This window comes from Burkholderia sp. F1 (genome assembly GCF_050813845.1).
Lineage (GTDB): Bacteria > Pseudomonadota > Gammaproteobacteria > Burkholderiales > Burkholderiaceae > Burkholderia > Burkholderia ubonensis.
Map to the genome: position 1 here is coordinate 381,410 of NZ_CP172422.1, position 20,460 is coordinate 401,869.

Consider the following 20,460-nt stretch of genomic DNA (forward strand, 5'->3'; position numbering starts at 1 on the left):
CGGAATGGCGTTGACGCTTGAAGAGATTCGCGGCCTGTATCGCGAGCATGGCCATGTGGCCTATAGCGGGGAGCCGGTCACGCAGCTCGAGCATGCGTTGCAGAGCGGCCTGCTGGCGGAGGAGGCGGGCGCGGACGACGCGCTGGTCGCGGCGGCGTTCCTGCACGACCTCGGACATCTGCTGAACCGTCAGGGGGAGACGCCGAGCGCGCGCGGCATCGACGATCTCCATCAATATTACGTATTGCCGTTCCTGCGGCCGCTGTTGTCGGACGCGGTGCTCGAGCCGATCCGGCTGCACGTCGATGCCAAGCGCTGCTTGTGCCGGACGGACGCCGGCTACTTCGAGAGCCTGTCGCCGGACTCGGTGCGCAGCCTCGCACTGCAGGGCGGGATCTTCAGCGAGGAGGAAGCTGCGGCGTTCCTGCAGCGCCCGTTCGCGGAGGACGCGCTGCGGCTGCGCCGCTGGGACGATACGGCGAAGGTGGAAGGGAAGGCGACGCCGGATCTCGATCACTATATGGAGATCGTCGCGCGCCAGGCGCGCGCGGCCTGACGGGTTGACAGCCACTATTTAAGGCCCCGCACGCGGCAGCGTGCGGGGCCTTAAATTTTTTTGCGAAACCCCTTGCGCAGAATGCGAGAGGTGCCTAGAATCACGCCTCTTTCGCGCTCACGGCAACGCGGCGCGGAAGGGGGAAACGGAGCTGGTTGGAGTCCTGTTGGGACACTCGGCCAGCGAAGGAAGATGAACCCCGCAGTCGCAACGATGTAGTAAAAAAAGTTGTTGACGAACTGCGAAACAGTGTTCATAATCTCGTTTCTCTGCTGCTGACAACGCAGCGCTGCTGAGAAAGACGAAGTGCTTCTCGCAGAAATGCTCTTTAAAAATTAACAGCCGATAAGTGTGGGCGCTTGATGACCGCGAGCCGATCTTCAGATCGGATTAGCAAAAGTATCAAGAGTCTCACACTAAAGTAAGTCAGGTTTATGAAGCAATTCATATTCCTGTCAGCTTTGAGTGAGCGACCGGTTCTACGGAACCGAAAACAGTAACAGGTTTGAACTGAAGAGTTTGATCCTGGCTCAGATTGAACGCTGGCGGCATGCCTTACACATGCAAGTCGAACGGCAGCACGGGTGCTTGCACCTGGTGGCGAGTGGCGAACGGGTGAGTAATACATCGGAACATGTCCTGTAGTGGGGGATAGCCCGGCGAAAGCCGGATTAATACCGCATACGATCTACGGATGAAAGCGGGGGATCTTCGGACCTCGCGCTATAGGGTTGGCCGATGGCTGATTAGCTAGTTGGTGGGGTAAAGGCCTACCAAGGCGACGATCAGTAGCTGGTCTGAGAGGACGACCAGCCACACTGGGACTGAGACACGGCCCAGACTCCTACGGGAGGCAGCAGTGGGGAATTTTGGACAATGGGGGAAACCCTGATCCAGCAATGCCGCGTGTGTGAAGAAGGCCTTCGGGTTGTAAAGCACTTTTGTCCGGAAAGAAATCCTCTGCCCTAATATGGCGGGGGGATGACGGTACCGGAAGAATAAGCACCGGCTAACTACGTGCCAGCAGCCGCGGTAATACGTAGGGTGCGAGCGTTAATCGGAATTACTGGGCGTAAAGCGTGCGCAGGCGGTTTGCTAAGACCGATGTGAAATCCCCGGGCTCAACCTGGGAACTGCATTGGTGACTGGCAGGCTAGAGTATGGCAGAGGGGGGTAGAATTCCACGTGTAGCAGTGAAATGCGTAGAGATGTGGAGGAATACCGATGGCGAAGGCAGCCCCCTGGGCCAATACTGACGCTCATGCACGAAAGCGTGGGGAGCAAACAGGATTAGATACCCTGGTAGTCCACGCCCTAAACGATGTCAACTAGTTGTTGGGGATTCATTTCCTTAGTAACGTAGCTAACGCGTGAAGTTGACCGCCTGGGGAGTACGGTCGCAAGATTAAAACTCAAAGGAATTGACGGGGACCCGCACAAGCGGTGGATGATGTGGATTAATTCGATGCAACGCGAAAAACCTTACCTACCCTTGACATGGTCGGAATCCTGAAGAGATTCGGGAGTGCTCGAAAGAGAACCGGCGCACAGGTGCTGCATGGCTGTCGTCAGCTCGTGTCGTGAGATGTTGGGTTAAGTCCCGCAACGAGCGCAACCCTTGTCCTTAGTTGCTACGCAAGAGCACTCTAAGGAGACTGCCGGTGACAAACCGGAGGAAGGTGGGGATGACGTCAAGTCCTCATGGCCCTTATGGGTAGGGCTTCACACGTCATACAATGGTCGGAACAGAGGGTCGCCAACCCGCGAGGGGGAGCTAATCCCAGAAAACCGATCGTAGTCCGGATTGCACTCTGCAACTCGAGTGCATGAAGCTGGAATCGCTAGTAATCGCGGATCAGCATGCCGCGGTGAATACGTTCCCGGGTCTTGTACACACCGCCCGTCACACCATGGGAGTGGGTTTTACCAGAAGTGGCTAGTCTAACCGCAAGGAGGACGGTCACCACGGTAGGATTCATGACTGGGGTGAAGTCGTAACAAGGTAGCCGTATCGGAAGGTGCGGCTGGATCACCTCCTTTCTAGAGCTATCTCGCACAAGTTGAGCGCTCACGCTTATCGGCTGTAAATCAAGACAGACTCAGGGGTCTGTAGCTCAGTCGGTTAGAGCACCGTCTTGATAAGGCGGGGGTCGTTGGTTCGAATCCAACCAGACCCACCAATTGTCTGGCGGAACACACCTGAGGAAGTCTCTGTACATGGGGGCATAGCTCAGCTGGGAGAGCACCTGCTTTGCAAGCAGGGGGTCGTCGGTTCGATCCCGTCTGCCTCCACCAATCTTCAATGACAAGCGTTCGACGTGGTCGAATCCTTGTCATTGGCGATTGAGCCAGTCAGAGTGATATGAGTAACACCATATCGGCTGTCGTTCTTTAACAATCTGGAAGAAGTAAGTAATTTGGATAGCGGAAGCGTCTTTGAGATGGACGTGAAAACTATCCGGGTTGTGATTGTATCGATGTATCTCAAGATGATTCGAACTTCATGTTCGGCTCAATTGGAATACGGCACAACGCGAGAACTCAACCTGTAACGAGACAGACTCGTTATAGGGTCAAGCGAACAAGTGCATGTGGTGGATGCCTTGGCGATCACAGGCGATGAAGGACGCGGTAGCCTGCGAAAAGCTACGGGGAGCTGGCAAACAAGCTTTGATCCGTAGATGTCCGAATGGGGAAACCCACTCCTTTTGGAGTATCCATAGCTGAATACATAGGCTATGTGAAGCGAACGCGGTGAACTGAAACATCTAAGTAACCGCAGGAAAAGAAATCAACCGAGATTCCCAAAGTAGTGGCGAGCGAAATGGGATGAGCCTTGTACTCTTTATTTGTATTGTTAGCCGAACGCTCTGGAAAGTGCGGCCATAGCAGGTGATAGCCCTGTAGGCGAAAACAGTATGAAAGAACTAAGTGTACGACAAGTAGGGCGGGACACGTGAAATCCTGTCTGAAGATGGGGGGACCATCCTCCAAGGCTAAATACTCGTGATCGACCGATAGTGAACCAGTACCGTGAGGGAAAGGCGAAAAGAACCCCGGGAGGGGAGTGAAATAGATCCTGAAACCGCATGCATACAAACAGTCGGAGCCTCGCAAGGGGTGACGGCGTACCTTTTGTATAATGGGTCAGCGACTTACGTTCAGTAGCAAGCTTAACCGTATAGGGCAGGCGTAGCGAAAGCGAGTCCGAATAGGGCGTTCAGTTGCTGGGCGTAGACCCGAAACCAAGTGATCTATCCATGGCCAGGATGAAGGTGCGGTAACACGTACTGGAGGTCCGAACCCACTAACGTTGAAAAGTTAGGGGATGAGCTGTGGATAGGGGTGAAAGGCTAAACAAACTTGGAAATAGCTGGTTCTCTCCGAAAACTATTTAGGTAGTGCCTCGTGTCTCACCTTCGGGGGTAGAGCACTGTCATGGTTGGGGGGTCTATTGCAGATTACCCCGCCATAGCAAACTCCGAATACCGAAGAGTGCAATCACGGGAGACAGACATCGGGTGCTAACGTCCGGTGTCAAGAGGGAAACAACCCAGACCGCCAGCTAAGGTCCCCAAATATAGCTAAGTGGGAAACGAAGTGGGAAGGCTAAAACAGTCAGGAGGTTGGCTTAGAAGCAGCCACCCTTTAAAGAAAGCGTAATAGCTCACTGATCGAGTCGTCCTGCGCGGAAGATGTAACGGGGCTAAGCTATATACCGAAGCTGCGGATGCGTGCTTGGCACGCATGGTAGGAGAGCGTTCCGTAAGCCTGCGAAGGTGCGTTGAAAAGCGTGCTGGAGGTATCGGAAGTGCGAATGCTGACATGAGTAGCGATAAAGGGGGTGAAAGGCCCCCTCGCCGTAAGCCCAAGGTTTCCTACGCAACGTTCATCGGCGTAGGGTGAGTCGGCCCCTAAGGCGAGGCAGAAATGCGTAGCTGATGGGAAGCAGGTCAATATTCCTGCACCATTGTTAGATGCGATGGGGGGACGGATCGCGGAAGGTTGTCCGGGTGTTGGAAGTCCCGGTCGCTGCATTGGAGAAGGCGCTTAGGCAAATCCGGGCGCGGAATTCAAGGGTGTGGCGCGAGCTTCTTAGGAAGCGAAGCAATTGGAAGTGGTTCCAAGAAAAGCCTCTAAGCTTCAGTCTAACGATGACCGTACCGCAAACCGACACAGGTGGGCGAGATGAGTATTCTAAGGCGCTTGAGAGAACTCGGGAGAAGGAACTCGGCAAATTGGTACCGTAACTTCGGGATAAGGTACGCCCTTGTAGCTTGACCAGCCTGCGCTGGAAGGGTGAAGGGGTTGCAATAAACTGGTGGCTGCGACTGTTTAATAAAAACACAGCACTCTGCAAACACGAAAGTGGACGTATAGGGTGTGACGCCTGCCCGGTGCCGGAAGATTAAATGATGGGGTGCAAGCTCTTGATTGAAGTCCCGGTAAACGGCGGCCGTAACTATAACGGTCCTAAGGTAGCGAAATTCCTTGTCGGGTAAGTTCCGACCTGCACGAATGGCGTAACGATGGCCACACTGTCTCCTCCCGAGACTCAGCGAAGTTGAAGTGTTTGTGATGATGCAATCTACCCGCGGCTAGACGGAAAGACCCCATGAACCTTTACTGTAGCTTTGCATTGGACTTTGAACCGATCTGTGTAGGATAGGTGGGAGGCTATGAAACCGGAACGCTAGTTTCGGTGGAGCCGTCCTTGAAATACCACCCTGGTTTGTTTGAGGTTCTAACCTTGGCCCGTGATCCGGGTCGGGGACAGTGCATGGTAGGCAGTTTGACTGGGGCGGTCTCCTCCCAAAGCGTAACGGAGGAGTACGAAGGTACGCTAGGTACGGTCGGAAATCGTGCTGATAGTGCAATGGCATAAGCGTGCTTAACTGCGAGACCGACAAGTCGAGCAGGTGCGAAAGCAGGTCATAGTGATCCGGTGGTTCTGTATGGAAGGGCCATCGCTCAACGGATAAAAGGTACTCTGGGGATAACAGGCTGATACCGCCCAAGAGTTCATATCGACGGCGGTGTTTGGCACCTCGATGTCGGCTCATCTCATCCTGGGGCTGTAGCCGGTCCCAAGGGTATGGCTGTTCGCCATTTAAAGAGGTACGTGAGCTGGGTTTAAAACGTCGTGAGACAGTTTGGTCCCTATCTGCCGTGGGCGTTGGATATTTGAAGGGGGCTGCTCCTAGTACGAGAGGACCGGAGTGGACGAACCTCTGGTGTACCGGTTGTCACGCCAGTGGCATCGCCGGGTAGCTATGTTCGGAAGAGATAACCGCTGAAAGCATCTAAGCGGGAAACTCGCCTTAAGATGAGATATCCCTGGGGACTAGATCCCCTTGAAGGGTCGTTCGAGACCAGGACGTTGATAGGTCAGGTGTGTAAGCGCAGTAATGCGTTCAGCTAACTGATACTAATTGCCCGTAAGGCTTGATCCTATAACAAGTCTGTTTTACAGCGGTTGAATGACCGCGATGTGTGCGATACGCACAACCCAAGATTACTGCTTCTTCCAAGATTGGTCGCGCTGCGAAGCCGCGCGACAACCCTCTTTGCCTGATGACCATAGCGAGTCGGTCCCACCCCTTCCCATCCCGAACAGGACCGTGAAACGACTCTACGCCGATGATAGTGCGGATTCCCGTGTGAAAGTAGGTAATCGTCAGGCTCCCTAAGCCAGAAACCCCCGCCCAAAAGGCGGGGGTTTTTGCATTTCCGGCGCCGGAAATGTATGCGATGGTGCGTAGCCCACTGCATCAAGCCGACGCCGCCCGGAATGGACAGATTTCCCGGAGTCAACACCCGATGAAAAAACTCGTGCCGCTTATGTTTTGCCTCTCCTTGCTGGGGTGTGCCGGCCAGCAGGAAGCGAGCTGTATCCGAGCGCCGTTCCATGCGAAGTTCCAGGATGCAGACGGTGATGTCGGCCCGTTCGCCAACATGAAGTTCTCGTTGATTCGTGCATCCGATGGCGCCGTGGTCTACCAAGGGACAACCGACGAGCAGGGCCATGCCCGCTGGGATCATGCGTGCCGAGGGGAGCAGTACACGATTCGTCAGGACGGCCTTCTGGGCGAGTAAAGTAGTTGATCGAGCGATAAGCTTGCTCAACGGGCGCCTTCAGCTTCGAATCGCACGCATTGATTGGCCGATGTCGGATCAAAAATCTATGCGCATAAACTGCATTTAACTGCACGCATCGGCAGAGCGAAGAGCAGGCGCTTCGAGGTACTATCGACACTCGTCCCGGCTCCGGCGCTTGTCCGCGCTCGTTCGAGGCCGGCATCGCCCGCATTCCGTCTACTGCACCGTTCATGACTCCCACCTCCAACTCAGGTGATCGGACGACCGACTTCCTGCCGTATCTCGTTGCCGCGACATTTTTCATGGAGTATCTCGATACGACCGTGATCGCGACCGCACTCCCGCAGATGGCGCACACGTTCGGCGTCGGGCCGAACGCGCTGAGCCTCGGGATGACCGCCTACATGCTCGCGCTCGCGGTATTCATCCCGATCAGCGGCTGGATTGCCGACCGATACGGTTCGCGGACGGTGTTCGGCACCGCGATCGTCATCTTTACCGGCGCGTCGGTGTTGTGCGGCCTGTCCAACGGCGTCGTGTCGTTTACCGCGGCACGGCTGCTGCAGGGCATCGGCGGCGCAATGATGGTGCCCGTCGGGCGGATGATCGTCGTGCGCAGCACCGAGAAGGCGCGCCTGATGCGCGCGATCGCGACGATCACGTGGCCGGGAATCGTCGCGCCGGTCATCGGGCCGCCGATCGGCGGCTTCATCACGACGTATGCGTCATGGCGCTGGATTTTCCTGCTGAACGTGCCGTTCGGCATCGCGGCGTTCGTATGCACCTGGTTGATCGTCAGGAACACGCGCGCCGACGAGCAGCGGCCGCTCGACTGGATCGGTTTCGTGCTCGCCGGCGCAGCGTTGACGTGCCTGCTGATCGGGACCGAAGCGGCCGGGCAGCAGGACGCGCAGTTCGCGCAGGCCGCGTTGCTCGTGGGGGCGAGCGTGCTGTTCGGCGTCGCCGCGTGGCTGCATGCCCGGCGATGCGCGCATCCGCTGCTCGATTTCACCACGCTCAAGGTGCCGACGTTCTCCGTGACGGTGATCACGGGCTCGGTCACGCGGATCGCGATCAACGCCGTGCCCTATCTGCTGCCGTTGCTGTTCCAGATCGGCTTCGGCCTGTCGCCGTTCCAGTCGGGCCTGTTGTTGCTGGCGAGCGCGGTCGGCAATCTCGGCATGAAGGCAGGAACGTCCTGGATCCTCGATCGGTTCGGCTTCCGGCGCGTCGCGCTCGTCGACGTGACGATCGTCGGCCTGTTCACGATCGCATGCGGCTGGCTGACCGAGTCGACGCCGCTCGCGATCACGCTGCTCGTCGTGTTCGTCTACGGGCTGACGCGGTCGATGCAGTTCACGACGCTCGCGACGCTGGCCTATGCGGACATTCCCGCCCGGCAGACGAGCGCAGCCAGCACACTGTGGAGCGCCGCGCAGCAGATGACGATCGGCATGGGGATCGCCTTCGGTGCGCTGGCGTTGCGCGTGGCCGCCGGGTTGCGCGGCGACGCGACCGGCGTGCATTACGTGCTCGAGGACTTTCGCTGGGCGTTCGTCGCGGCCGGCGTGCTTGCGCTGCTGACCTTGCCCGGCTATGCGCGGCTCGCACTCGACGCGGGAGACCGGCTGAGGGCGAGCGTCGCGAGAGGGTGACCGGGATCGCCTGCCCGATGCGCAGGCGACATGCGCACCGATCATCCGCGTGTCGTGGACCGAAACGTTCTGACGAATGACGTCCGTGGATGTCATTCATCGCCTTACGCAGGGGCAATCGTCGCGTGCTCGATCGCTCGGCTTCGATCACTGCGCATCGTGGAAGATGATGCCGACCGTATGGCGATGCCCCGACCGGATACGGCTCACGCCATGCCGCAGATTGACGCGATAGACGCCGCGCGTGCCCTGCACCGGCCGGCCGTGCACAGCGAAAATCACGGCGTCGCCCTGGGTCAGCGGGACCACTTCGGCGCGCGACTGCATGCGCGGCCGCTGCTCGGTCAACACGAACTCGCCGCCAGTGAAGTCCCGTCCGGGCGCAGACAGCAGGATCGCAACCTGGAGCGGAAACACGTGTTCGCCGTACAGGTCCTGATGCAGGCAGTTGTAGTCGTCCGGGCCGTATTGGAGGATCAACGGCGTCGGGCGCGTCTGCCCCGCCGCGTGACAGCGGGCGAGAAATTCCGAATGCGCCGCCGGATAGCGGACATCGACGCCAAGGGCGGCATTCCAGCGATTCGCGATCGGCGCAAGGTGCGGATAGAGCGTCGAGCGCAGGGTGTCGACGGTCGCCGGCAACGGATAGGCGAAGTATTTGTATTCGCCGCGCCCGAAACCGTGACGCGCCATCACGACGCGCGAGCGGTACAGCGCATCGTGTGGATAGAGCGACGCCAGCGCGTCGCATGCGGGCGCCGACAACAATCCGGGAATGCGCGCACACCCCTGGCGACCCAGTTCCGCTTCGATGGCGGGCCAGTCCAGCGTGTCGATGTGCTGGACGATGTCGCAGGCGCCGGGGCGCCATGCATCCGACGATGAGCGCAAGACGGGATGGAGCGGGAAAGCGGTGTCCGGCGGAGCAGAGCGCATGACTGTATTCACGGCAAGGATCGAAGAATCCAGTCTAGCGACGTCGTTTGCCGGATACGCTCCGCATCTTGCGCTCCAATCGACAATCGGCGCACCGCCGAACCGCAGTTCCGCTCAGCCCACGGAACGAAACAGCCAGTACAAGCCGCCCGCGAGCGCGATCGACGCAGGCAGCGTCAGCAGCCACGCGAGCACGAGGCCGCGCACCGTGCCCCATTGCAGCCCCGACCCGTTAGCGGCCATCGTGCCGGCGACGCCCGACGACAGCACGTGCGTCGTCGAGACCGGCAGCCCGTAGACGTCGGCGGCGCCGATCGTCAGCATCGCGACGAGTTCCGCCGACGCGCCCTGGCCGTAAGTCAGGTGCTGCTTGCCGATCTTCTCGCCGACGGTCACGACGATGCGCTTCCAGCCGACCATCGTGCCGAGCCCCAGCGCGATCGCAACGGCAACCTTCACCCAGGTCGGGATGAACTTGGTCGCGTGGTCGAGCTGCTTGCGGTAGTTGTCGATCGCGAGCCGGTCGGCCGGCGCGAACGCCGGCTGTCCGGATTTCTCCATCAGCCGGATCGCTTCGGACACGAGGTACATCGTATTGCGAACGTTGTCGATGTCGCCCTGCGGCACCGCCGCCATCGAGCCCGATGCGCCGACCGCATGCGCAAGCGAGACCGACAGCTGCTGCACCGCGGGCAGCACGGCGGGCGCCATTTGGCGATGCTGCACGTACTGCTCGACGTCGGCGCGCGGATTGGCGGACGGCGCGACGCCGGTCGCATATTTCGCGAACGTCATGGCCGCCTGGTTCGCCACCGCGACGAAGGTCTGCGATTCCGCGGGCGTCACGGCCTTGTTGAGCGCGTAGGCGGTGGGCACGATGCCGATCAGGATCAGCATGATGAGCCCCATCCCCTTCTGGCCGTCGTTCGACCCATGCGCGAACGACACGCCGGTGCAGGTCAGGATCAGCAGGCAGCGGATCCAGAACGGCGGCGGCTGATCTTTCGGCGGCTCCTTGTACAGTTCCGGCACCCGCGCGACCGCCTTCAGCACGAGCAGCAGCAGGCCCGCGCACAGGAAGCCGACGATCGGCGAAAACAGCAAGGACTTGCCGACGCCGAGCGCCTGGCCCCAGTCGACGCCGCTCGTGCCGGACGGCCCGTGCATCAGCTGGTTCATCAGTCCGACGCCGATGATCGAGCCGATCAGCGTGTGCGAGCTCGACGACGGCAGCCCGAAATACCAGGTCGCGAGGTTCCAGGCGATCGCGGCGATCAGCAGCGCGAACACCATCGCGAAGCCGGCGCCGCTGCCGACCTGAAGGATCAGCTCGACGGGCAGCAGCTGCAGGATGCCGAACGCGACGGCGCCGCTCGAGAGCATCACGCCGAGGAAGTTCCACATGCCCGACCAGATCACCGCGATGTTCGGCGTCAGCGAATGCGTATAGATCACGGTCGCGACCGCGTTCGCGGTGTCGTGGAACCCGTTGACGAACTCGAAGCCGAGCGCGATCAGGAGCGCGGCGCCAAGCATCAGGTACGGAAACAGCGAGCCTTCGCGGACCGGCGCAATGTCCGAGATCAGGTGCGTGGCAACGTAGACGGCGCCGATCGCGAGCACCAGCAGGACGACGGCATAGCCGGCATGCCGGGTGCGGGCGAGGGACGCCTGATCATGCGCGACGGACGATGCGGGTTGATTCATGACGGCGTCTCGTAACGGAAACGCGTCCGATCCTAGCGTCGGCTTTCAGTCAGTTTGATGACAGGGCAGGCAGCGGCCGGCCTTTTCGCCTTTGATGCGGGACGGCACGGCCGGATTCGTTCGCATCGTGAGGCAATCGATCGCAGACGGGCCGTTCCCGTCAGTCCCGGCGCGCCATTGCGCCGAGCGGCACCTCGGCGAGCTCGACATACCGGGACGCCGCGCGCGCATCGCGAATCGCCGCGGGATCGAGCGTGACGTCGATGACATGGCGGCGGTGTCTCCTGGCGCACGGCCAACCGGTCGGGGCGCGCGCGGGCCTGCCGCGACAACGTCGCAGCAGGCCATGAACGATCGTGTGTGGGGGAGGGGGCGGCCCAGGAGGCCGCCCCGTTATCGAGACGGGCGGGGCGGGCGGTGCGTTACGCGGTGCGTGCGCCGCGCGGCAGCGCTTCCCGCGGCGCGCCCGCATCGTCGGTGCCGACGCGCCGCGCGATCAGCCACACGCATACCGATGACAGGATCGCGGCGCTCGTGTACTGGAGCGCGAGCGGCCACCATTGCGGCGCGGTGTTCTGCGCGATCACGGTCGCGACGAGCGGCGTGAGGCCGCCGGCGAGCGCGCCGCACACCTGGTACGCGATCGAGATCGCCGTGTAGCGGATGCGCGCGATGAAGATGCCGCTGACGAAGCCCGCGACCACCGAGTAGTAGCCCGACTCCGCGAGCGTCGCGAGGCCGACGCCGACCGTGATCGACAGCGGCGTGCCCGCGTGCACGAGCGGCAGCATCACGAACGGCACGACGGCGGCCCACGCGCCGGTGATCAGCAGCACGCGCGTCGTGCCGAAGCGCTGCGCGAAGAACGCGGCCGCGAGCTGCACGACGAACTGCAGCACGGCGACGATCGTCATGCACTGCAGCACCATCGAGCGGTCGAGCGACAGGAACTGCGTCGCATAGCTGATCATGAAGATGTTGCTGAAATACACGCCGGCGATCCCGTACACGTTCGCGCCGATCGCGAGCAGCAGCAGCGGCCAGTACGTGAGCGCTTCGCGCACCGGGTTCTGCGCGGTGTTGCCGCTTTTCCTGACTTCCTCGAACTCGGGCGACTCGGACACGCTCGCGCGGATCACGAAGCCGACCGCCAGCAGCACCGCGCTCGCGAGGAACGGCAGGCGCCAGCCCCAGCTCATCAAGTCGTCCTTCGACAGCGTGCTGATCGCGCCGAACGCGAGCATCGACAGGATCAGGCCGCTCGCGCTGCCGAGCTGCGCGAACGACGCGAAGAACGTGCGCTTGCCTTCCGGCGCGTGTTCGCCGGCGAGCAGCACCGCGCCGCCCCATTCGCCGCCGACCGCGATGCCCTGCAGCACGCGCATCAGCACGAGCAGGATCGGTGCGATCGCGCCGGCCTGCGCGTAGGTCGGCAACAGGCCGATGGCGACCGTCGACACGGCCATCAGCATCAGCGTCGCGAGCAGCGAACGCTTGCGGCCGAAGCGGTCGCCGAGATAGCCGAACATCACGCCGCCGAGCGGCCGCGCGAAGAAGCCGACCGCGAACGAGCCGAACGATGCGAGCAGGCTGATGAAACGGTTCTCGCCGGGAAAGAACAGCGGCCCGAACACGATGGCGGCGGCGGTCGCGTAGCTATAGAAGTCGTACCACTCGATCGTCGTGCCGACGAACGACGCAAGCGCCGCGCGCTTCGGTTGCTTGACGGAAGTCCCCATTTTTTATTGGCTCCTCTCGAATCCTCTGGATTGGAATATGTCGTTCTGTCGGGATCAGTCGCGGTACGTGACGCCCGGCAGCACGCACAGCAGTTCATAGGCGAGGTTCGCGCCGAGCAGCGCCGTGGTGCCGAACGGGTCGTACGGCGGCGCCACCTCGACGAGATCGCAGCCGACGATGTTCAGGCCCTTCGCGCCGCGGATGATCTCGAGCGCCTGCGGCACCGTGAGGCCCGCGATTTCCGGGGTGCCGGTGCCGGGCGCGTAGGCCGGGTCGATGCCGTCGATGTCGAAGCTGATGTAGACGGGCGTGTCGCCGACCCGTTCGCGCACTTCGGCCATCAGCGGTGCGAGGGACTTGTTCCAGCATTCCTCGGCCTGGACCACGCGGAAGCCCTGCTCGCGGCACCAGTCGAAGTCCTCGGCGGCGTAGCCGGTGCCGCGCAGGCCGATCTGCGTGACCTTGTCGCCGTGCAGCAGGCCTTCCTCGACCGCGCGGCGGAACGGCGTGCCGTGCGCGATCTTCTCGCCCATCATCGTATCGTTCACGTCCGCGTGTGCATCGACGTGAATCAATGCAACCTTGCCGTGCCTGCGGTGGATCGCGCGCAGGATCGGCAGCGCGATCGTGTGGTCGCCGCCCAGCGTGATCGGCTTGCAGCCGTGCTCCAGGATCGCGTCGTATGCGGTTTCGATGCGGGCGATGGAATCGTGCAGATTGTAAGGATTGATCGCCACGTCGCCGATGTCCGCCACCTGCAGCGAGTCGAACGGCGCGGCGCGCGTCGCCATGTTGTACGGGCGCAGCAGCACGGATTCGGTGCGGATCTGGCGCGGGCCGAAGCGCGCGCCGGTGCGGTTCGAGGTGCCGAGATCGAACGGCACGCCGACGAAGCACGCGTCGAGCCCTTCGGCGCTCGGCACGTGCGGCAGGCGCATCATCGTCGCGATGCCGCCGCAGCGCGGCATTTCGTTGCCGCCGAGCGGCTGGAAATGGGTATGGTCGTTCATCTTGCGTCTCTTCCAGTGTGGGGGTGCCGTATCATTCGACGCGGCATGGCGCACAGTTGTACGCGCTCCGGCCGGAAAGAAGAATGCGAAGATATCGACGTAAACATCGATATTCATCGATGTATGGAAGGGGAATGGCGTGCTGGGCAATCTGTCGACTCTCGATCTGCGGCTGATCCGCGTGTTTCTCGCGGTTACCGACGCCGGCGGCGTATCGGCCGCGCAGGCGGTGCTGAACGTCGGGCAATCGACGATCAGCGCGCAGCTGTCGTCGCTCGAGACCCGGCTCGGCTACCGGCTCTGCGAGCGGGGCCGCAGCGGCTTCCGGCTCACGCCGAAGGGCGAGCGCTTCCATGCGATGAGCCGCAAGCTGCTGACGGCGCTCGATGAATTCGGGATGGCGGCGCGGCACATGGACCGGCAACTGGTCGGCACGCTGAACATCGGCCTGATCGGCCATACGCCGATCAGCCAGAACGCGCGGATCGCCGAGGCGATCGCCGCGTTCCGCACGCGCGACCAGGCGGTGCGCTTCTCGATCTCGGTGCGCGCGCCGGGCGATCTCGAGGAAAGGCTGCTGAGCGACGAGATTCAGGTCGCGGTCGGCTATTTCTGGCACCGGGTGCCGTCGCTGCACTACACGCCGCTGTTCATCGAGCGGCAGGTCGCGTACTGCGGCCGCGGCCATCCGCTGTTCGCGCGCGCCGGCGCGCTGAAGCCGGCCGACGTGGCCGGCTTCGAATGGGCGTGGCGCTCGTACCCGCTGCCCGAGGCGCAGATGTCGACGACGCCCGACCGCGTGACCGCGACCGCCGACAACATGGAGGCGGTCGCGCTGCTGATCCTGTCAGGCCACCATCTCGGCTACCTGCCGCAGCACTTCGCGGCGCCGTACGTCGCGCAAGGGCTGCTCGCGCCGCTCAACCCGGAGCGGCTGCACTACGACGTCACGTTCCACATGGTGGTCGCGCGCAACGCACGCGGCAATCCGCTCGTGCAGGCGTTTCTCGAGGATCTCGAGCACGCGCACCAGCCGCCCGACGCGTGAGCGCGCGCCGGCTCAAGGCACCGGGAAGCCCCCCTCGCGCTTGACCTCGCGCAGTGACAGCGCCGATTCGATCGACGTCACGCCGGGCAGCATCCGCAGCGATTCGCGCAGGAACGTGCCGTAGTCGTCGAGATCGCGCGCGACGACCTGCAGCAGGTAGTCGGCCGTGCCCGACACGTTGTGGCACGACAGGATCCGCTCGATCCCGAGCACCTCCCGTTCGAACCGGTCGGCGATCTTGCGGTCGTGCGTCGCGAACCGCACCAGCACGAACGCGACGACGCCGAAACCGAGCGCCTTGCGCGACAGCTGCGCGCGATAGCGCTCGATGTAGCCGTCGCTTTCGAGGCGCTTCAGCCGCCGCGCGCACGGCGTTTCGGACAGGCCGACGCTGTCGGCGAGGCGCGCGATCGGCAGGCGGCCGTCGCGCTGCACCGCGGCAAGGATCGCGCGGTCGGTTTTGTCGAGTTCGGTCATGTGGGCGGAATCCGTGGTTTGTCAGGTCAATTTTGGGGGAATCCGCTGCGCATGGCCAGATGGAGGAAGAATATGGCCAATAATCCCTCATCCGTTGGCGGCACCATATCGTCATCGATGGACGAGGCAGACCATGATTTCCACGCATTTGCTGTTGATCTACCTGGCCGCGCTGGCGGCAATCTACGCGGTGCCGGGGCCGGACATGGCGCTCGTGCTGCAGACCAGCATCGGGCGCGGCGTGCGGCCGGGCATGGCCGCGGCGGCCGGCCTGTCGCTGTCGCGCACCGCGCACGTGACGCTGTCCGCGTGCGGCGTCGCGGCGCTGATCCGCAGCGCGCCGTGGCTCTATGAAGTGATCCGCTACGGCGGCGCGCTCTATCTCGCGTATGTCGCGATCCAGGTGTTCCGCTCGCCGGTGTTCGCGCTCGGCGACGGCGCCGCCGACGCGGCGGGCGAGCTGCGGCAGGCGTTCGTGAAGGGGCTGCTGACGAACCTGCTGAACCCGAAGGCGCTGCTGTTCTGCTCGGTGCTGCTGCCGCAATTCGTGCGGCCCGAGGCAGGCCCGGTCGTCTGGCAGATGTTCGAGCTCGGCGCGCTGCTGGTGGCGGCGGGCGTGTGCTTCGACCTCGCATGCGTGTTCGGCGCGTCGCGGATCGCCGCGTGGATGCGCGCGCATCCGCTCGCGCAGACCGTGCAGCGCTGGACCTTCTCCGCGGCGCTGATCGGCTTCGCGCTGCGCCTGTCGATGGACTGAGCCGCCGTCGCCCCCGCTACCTCCCACCTCGCGCGTGCCCCGAGTGACGTACCGCAAGCGCGATTCATCAGACTTGTTCTAAACTTCCGGTAAGTCGTCGCGCTGCTGCGAGCGCGGCGAACCGGACGGAACCTTCTTTCGTCTGCCATATCCGATTTTCTGGCTGTTCCGTGCAACGCGGTACCAAGGAGGTCAACACATGGCAAGGCACCTTCACGCCGACCGTGAACCCCGAATCGTCGCCGAATCCACCTGCCTCGGCCCGTGCGATCCGGCTGAGCGGATCCACGTCACGATCATGTTGCGGCGGCAGGAGGAAGCACATCTCGACGCATTGCTTCACCAGCTCGCGAGCGGCGACGCGGCCGCGAAGCCGCTGTCGCGCGAAGCGTTCGCGCAGCGCTTTTCCGCGAATCCCGACGACATCCGCAAGACCGAGGACTTCGCGCACCGCCATCAGCTGACGGTGGAGCGGGTCGATCCCGCGGAAAGCGTCGTCGTGCTGTCCGGCACGATCAGGCAGTTCGAGGCCGCGTTCGGCGTCACGCTCGAACGCTTCGAGCATCGGTCGATCGGCCAGTATCGCGGCCGGACCGGCCCGATCGCGCTGCCCGACGAGCTGGGCGACGCGGTCACCGCGGTGCTCGGCCTCGACAGCCGGCCGCAGGCGCGGCCGCACTTCCGGCTGCGGCCGCCGTTCACGCCCGCGCGCGGCGGCGCGGCCGTCACGTTCACGCCGCCGCAGCTCGCGTCGCTCTACGGCTTTCCGGCCGGCGACGGCGCGGGGCAATGCATCGCCATCATCGAACTGGGCGGCGGCTACCGCGCGGCCGACATCCAGCAGTATTTCCGCGGGCTGGGCATCGCGACGCCGCCGGCGCTCGTCGACGTGAACGTCGGCAGCGGCCGCAATGTGCCGACCGGCGACGCGAACGGCCCGGACGGCGAGGTCGCGCTCGACCTCGAGATCGCGGGCGCGATCGCGCCCGCCGCGAAGCTCGCCGTCTATTTCGCGCCGAACAGCGACGCAGGCTTCATCCAGGCCGTGAACGCGGCGGTGCACGACACGACCAACCGGCCGTCGGTGATCTCGATCAGCTGGGGCGGGCCTGAGGCGACCTGGCAGGCGCAGTCCGCGCAGGCGTTCAACCGCGTGCTGCAGTCGGCGGCCGCGCTGGGCGTCACCGTGTGCGTGGCGTCGGGCGACAGCGGCTCCGGCGACGGGCTGCAGGACGGCGCACAGCACGTCGATTTCCCCGCGTCGAGCCCGTATGTGCTCGCGTGCGGCGGCACGCAGCTCGACGCATTGCCGGGGCAGGGCATCCGCCGCGAGGTGACGTGGAACGACGAGGCGTCGGGCGGCGGCTCGGGCGGCGGGGGCGTCAGCACGCTGTTCGACGTGCCCGTGTGGCAGCAGGGGCTGGCCGTGACGCTCGCCGACGGCAGCCGCGCGCCGCTCGCGAAGCGCGGCGTGCCGGACGTCGCGGGCGACGCATCGCCGCAGACCGGCTACGAAGTCTCGGTCGCGGGCACGCCCGCGGTGATGGGCGGCACGAGCGCGGTGTCGCCGCTGTGGGCGGCGCTGATCGCGCGCATCAACGCGGCGGCGAACACGTCCGTCGGCTGGATCAACCCGACGCTGTACAAGCATCCGGACGCGTTGCGCGACATCACCGAAGGCAGCAACGGCGCGTATGCAGCGGCGCCGGGCTGGGACGCGTGCACGGGGCTCGGCAGCCCGAACGGCGCGCAACTGGCCGCGATCCTGCCGACGAAGGCGTCGAGTTGACGGCGGCGGTTGCTGCGCATCACGGTTGTCGCTGGTTTCCTGCTTCCCCCCTTACCTCAAGGAGCAGCACGATGGGCAACGATTCCGCATCTTCCGGCGGCGTGTATCCGCTGCATCACGGCGATCACAATTCGCACGCCGTGCCGCCGACCGTCAATCCGGTCGCGCTGAGCCACGGCCGCGACCGGCCGTTCTTTGATCCGGTCGCCTACGGCAACGGGCCGGACGACTCGGTGACCGACACGACCGAGGCGGCCGCCGTCACGCATCACGCGGTCACGATCGGCGGGCGGCGCATCGCGTACACCGCGACGGCCGGGCATCTCGTGACGGTCGACCCGAGCAGTTCGCTGCCGGACGCCAAGATTTTCTACGTCGCGTTCACCGAAGACGGCCAGAAGGAGGAAGCGCGGCCCGTGACGTTCTTCTATAACGGCGGGCCGGGCTCGTCGGCGGTGTTCGTGCTGCTCGGCTCGTTCGCGCCGCGCCGCATCAAGACGTCGATGCCGGGCTTCACGCCGCCTGCGCCGTTCCAGATGGAGGACAACCCCGACAGCCTGCTCGACCGCAGCGACCTCGTGTTCATCAACCCGGTCGGCACCGGCTACTCGGCCGCGGTCGCGCCGCACAAGAACCGTGATTTCTGGGGCGTCGACCAGGACGCGAACTCGCTGAAGCAGTTCATCAAGCGCTACCTGACGAAGAACAATCGCTGGAACTCGCCGAAATACCTGTTCGGCGAATCGTACGGCACCGCGCGCAGCTGCGTGCTCGCGTACAAGCTGCACGAGGACGGCGTCGACCTGAACGGCGTCACGCTGCAGTCGTCGATCCTCGACTACCGGCAGGCAAGCAACCCGGTCGGCGCGCTGCCGACCGCGGCGGCGGACGCGTGGTATCACCAGCGGCTCGGCGTGTCGCCGGCGCCGACCGACCTCGGCGCGTTCGTCGAGGAGGTTGCGCAGTTCGCGCGCACCGACTACCTGGACGCGCTGCGCAAGCTGCCGCACCCCGACCCGGCCGTGGTGCAGAAGCTCGCCGACTACACGGGGATCGACACGGCGACGCTGCTGTCGTGGCGCCTCGACATCGCCGGCGCCGACGCGCGCGGCAATTCGCTGTTCCTGACCACGCTGCTGCGCGCGCGCGGGCTGGCGCTCGGCGAGTACGACGGCCGCGTGACGGGGATCGAGACCGGCATCGCGGGCAAGATCGATCCGAATTCGGGCGGCAACGATCCGACGATGACGGCCGTGTCCGGCGTCTATACGGCGATGTGGAACAGCTACCTGAACGAACAGTTGAAGTTCACGTCGAACTCGTCGTTCACGGACCTGAACGACCAGGCGTTCCAGAACTGGGATTTCAGCCACATCGACCCGACCGGCGCGCAGCAGGGCGTCGACGCGAAGGGCAACGTGATCCTCTACACGGCGGGCGACCTCGCCGCGGTGATGGCGCTCAACGTGGACCTGAAGGTGCTGTCGGCGAACGGCTTCTACGATTTCGTCACGCCGTTCTACCAGACCGTGCTCGACCTGCAGCAGATGCCGCTCGAAGATGCGACGGTGCGGCAGAACCTGTCGGCGCGCTTTTATCCGTCGGGGCACATGGTGTATCTCGACGGCGGCTCGCGCACCGCGCTCAAGCACGATCTCGCGGCGATGTACGACAAGACGGTTGCCGATACCGGCGCGCAGCTGCGGATTCGCGCGCTGCAGACGAAGAAAGGGGCGCCCGAGGCGGCCGGGCACGCGTGAGCCGTGCGGGGCCCGCGCGGCCGGTGCGGCGATGCGAGGCGGCCGCGGCCGCCCGCCGGGCTGCGCGCCGTCAGTCGCGCCGTTCGGGCCAGTCGAACGGCGTGTAAGGCAGCGCGCGCTTGTGCCGCGAGCCGTCGTAGAAGCGCAGCACGGTTTCGTGCACGTGGTCGCTGACCGGCTTGCCTTCGAGGAAATCGTCGATCTCGTCGTAGCTGACGCCGTACGCGTGCTCGTCGGGGCGCAGCGGACGCAGCTCCTCGAGATCGGCGGTCGGGACCTTCATCACGATCGTCTCCTCGCCGCCGAGCGTGCGGGCCACCGCGCGCACTCGGCGCTTGTTCAGGCCCGCGAGCGGCAGGATGTCCGCGCCGCCGTCGCCGAATTTCGTGAAGAACCCCATCAGCGATTCGGCCGCGTGATCGGTGCCGATCACGATCCCGCGCCGCGCGCCGGCCACCGCGTACTGCGCGATCATGCGCTCGCGCGCCTTGATGTTGCCGTGCACGAAGTCCTGCTGCGCGTGATCCGCGAACACCAGCCCGCCGGCGACGAGCGACGCGAGCATCGCGTCGGCGGCCGGCTTCACGTCGACCGTCAGCACCTCGTCCGCGCGAACGAACGCGAGCGCGCGCTGCGCGTCGGCTTCATCGTTCTGCACGCCGTTCGGCAAACGCATCGCGATGAAGCGCGCGTCGTAATCCTCCGCGCGCAGGCGTTCGACCGCGAGCTGCGCGAGCCGCCCGGCCGTCGACGAATCGACGCCGCCGCTGATCCCGAGCACGTAGGTCCGCAGCCCGGTCGAGCGCAGGTACTGGGCGAGGAAGTCGACGCGGCGCGCGATTTCGGCGTCGGCGTCGAAATGCGGCGCGACGTTCAGTTCGGCGATGATCGCGCGTTGGCGGCTGGCGTAATCGGCGGAGGTCATG

Annotated in this window: 13 protein-coding genes, 2 tRNA genes and 3 rRNA genes; 12 read left to right on the forward strand and 6 right to left on the reverse strand. The window is 63.8% G+C overall.

Annotated features, from left to right (window positions below):
- Window positions 1-4 precede the first annotated feature (4 nt).
- From ACFIMZ_RS20775 to ACFIMZ_RS20810, 8 genes are all read left to right on the forward strand, one after another.
- On the forward strand, window positions 5-556 hold the full coding sequence (locus ACFIMZ_RS20775; RefSeq protein ID WP_431824218.1) for a phosphonate degradation HD-domain oxygenase: 552 nt from the start codon (window positions 5-7) through the stop codon (window positions 554-556).
- 507 nt (window positions 557-1,063) lie between these two features.
- A 16S ribosomal RNA gene (locus tag ACFIMZ_RS20780) occupies window positions 1,064-2,596 on the forward strand.
- A gap of 63 nt (window positions 2,597-2,659) precedes the next feature.
- A tRNA-Ile gene (locus ACFIMZ_RS20785) sits at window positions 2,660-2,736 on the forward strand.
- Window positions 2,737-2,775: 39 nt separating this feature from the next.
- Window positions 2,776-2,851, forward strand: a tRNA-Ala gene (locus tag ACFIMZ_RS20790).
- A 276-nt stretch (window positions 2,852-3,127) separates the two neighbouring features.
- Window positions 3,128-6,009 (forward strand): 23S ribosomal RNA (locus ACFIMZ_RS20795).
- A gap of 117 nt (window positions 6,010-6,126) precedes the next feature.
- Window positions 6,127-6,239: ribosomal RNA gene (gene rrf / locus ACFIMZ_RS20800) — 5S ribosomal RNA — on the forward strand.
- Together the 16S, 23S and 5S rRNA genes with 2 tRNA genes alongside form the textbook arrangement of a ribosomal RNA operon.
- Before the next feature lie 137 nt (window positions 6,240-6,376).
- Window positions 6,377-6,652, forward strand: coding sequence for a hypothetical protein (locus ACFIMZ_RS20805; protein WP_431824219.1), 276 nt, complete (start codon window positions 6,377-6,379; stop codon window positions 6,650-6,652).
- Window positions 6,653-6,885: 233 nt separating this feature from the next.
- On the forward strand, window positions 6,886-8,310 hold the full coding sequence (locus tag ACFIMZ_RS20810; RefSeq protein WP_431824220.1) for a DHA2 family efflux MFS transporter permease subunit: 1,425 nt from the start codon (window positions 6,886-6,888) through the stop codon (window positions 8,308-8,310).
- Between the two features lie 147 nt (window positions 8,311-8,457).
- Here the strand turns inward: ACFIMZ_RS20810 and ACFIMZ_RS20815 are convergent, their stop codons facing one another.
- From ACFIMZ_RS20815 to speB, 4 genes are all read right to left on the reverse strand, one after another.
- Window positions 8,458-9,246: a 2OG-Fe(II) oxygenase gene (locus ACFIMZ_RS20815; RefSeq protein WP_431824221.1), complete on the reverse strand. Its 789-nt coding sequence runs from the start codon at window positions 9,244-9,246 to the stop codon at window positions 8,458-8,460.
- Between the two features lie 114 nt (window positions 9,247-9,360).
- A complete protein-coding gene (locus tag ACFIMZ_RS20820; protein WP_431824222.1) occupies window positions 9,361-10,953 on the reverse strand; it encodes an inorganic phosphate transporter in 1,593 nt (530 codons plus the stop codon).
- Window positions 10,954-11,375: 422 nt separating this feature from the next.
- Window positions 11,376-12,692 (reverse strand): MFS transporter, encoded by a 1,317-nt coding sequence (locus ACFIMZ_RS20825; RefSeq protein WP_431824223.1) that lies wholly within the window; start codon window positions 12,690-12,692, stop codon window positions 11,376-11,378.
- Between the two features lie 54 nt (window positions 12,693-12,746).
- Window positions 12,747-13,703 (reverse strand): agmatinase, encoded by a 957-nt coding sequence (gene speB / locus ACFIMZ_RS20830; protein WP_431824224.1) that lies wholly within the window; start codon window positions 13,701-13,703, stop codon window positions 12,747-12,749.
- A 139-nt stretch (window positions 13,704-13,842) separates the two neighbouring features.
- Between speB and ACFIMZ_RS20835 the strand changes: the two genes are divergently transcribed.
- On the forward strand, window positions 13,843-14,751 hold the full coding sequence (locus ACFIMZ_RS20835; RefSeq protein WP_431824225.1) for a LysR family transcriptional regulator: 909 nt from the start codon (window positions 13,843-13,845) through the stop codon (window positions 14,749-14,751).
- A 12-nt stretch (window positions 14,752-14,763) separates the two neighbouring features.
- Here the strand turns inward: ACFIMZ_RS20835 and ACFIMZ_RS20840 are convergent, their stop codons facing one another.
- Complete coding sequence (locus ACFIMZ_RS20840; protein ID WP_431824226.1) at window positions 14,764-15,228, reverse strand: Lrp/AsnC family transcriptional regulator; 465 nt, start codon at window positions 15,226-15,228, stop codon at window positions 14,764-14,766.
- Between the two features lie 133 nt (window positions 15,229-15,361).
- On the opposite strand from ACFIMZ_RS20840, the gene ACFIMZ_RS20845 reads away from it, so the two are divergent.
- The 3 genes from ACFIMZ_RS20845 to ACFIMZ_RS20855 all read left to right on the forward strand — a co-directional run bounded on the left by ACFIMZ_RS20845 (window position 15,362) and on the right by ACFIMZ_RS20855 (window position 19,534).
- The gene (locus ACFIMZ_RS20845) at window positions 15,362-15,985 is read left to right on the forward strand and encodes a LysE family translocator (RefSeq protein WP_084909602.1); all 624 of its coding nucleotides are present in this window, start codon (window positions 15,362-15,364) and stop codon (window positions 15,983-15,985) included.
- Between the two features lie 199 nt (window positions 15,986-16,184).
- On the forward strand, window positions 16,185-17,774 hold the full coding sequence (locus ACFIMZ_RS20850; protein ID WP_431824227.1) for a S53 family peptidase: 1,590 nt from the start codon (window positions 16,185-16,187) through the stop codon (window positions 17,772-17,774).
- Window positions 17,775-17,845: 71 nt separating this feature from the next.
- Window positions 17,846-19,534 carry a S10 family peptidase gene (locus ACFIMZ_RS20855; protein WP_431824228.1) on the forward strand — a complete coding sequence of 563 codons (1,689 nt, stop codon included), beginning with the start codon at window positions 17,846-17,848 and terminating at the stop codon, window positions 19,532-19,534.
- A 70-nt stretch (window positions 19,535-19,604) separates the two neighbouring features.
- Here the strand turns inward: ACFIMZ_RS20855 and nadE are convergent, their stop codons facing one another.
- Window positions 19,605-20,459, reverse strand: coding sequence for an ammonia-dependent NAD(+) synthetase (gene nadE / locus ACFIMZ_RS20860; RefSeq protein ID WP_431824229.1), 855 nt, complete (start codon window positions 20,457-20,459; stop codon window positions 19,605-19,607).
- Window position 20,460 lies beyond the last annotated feature (1 nt).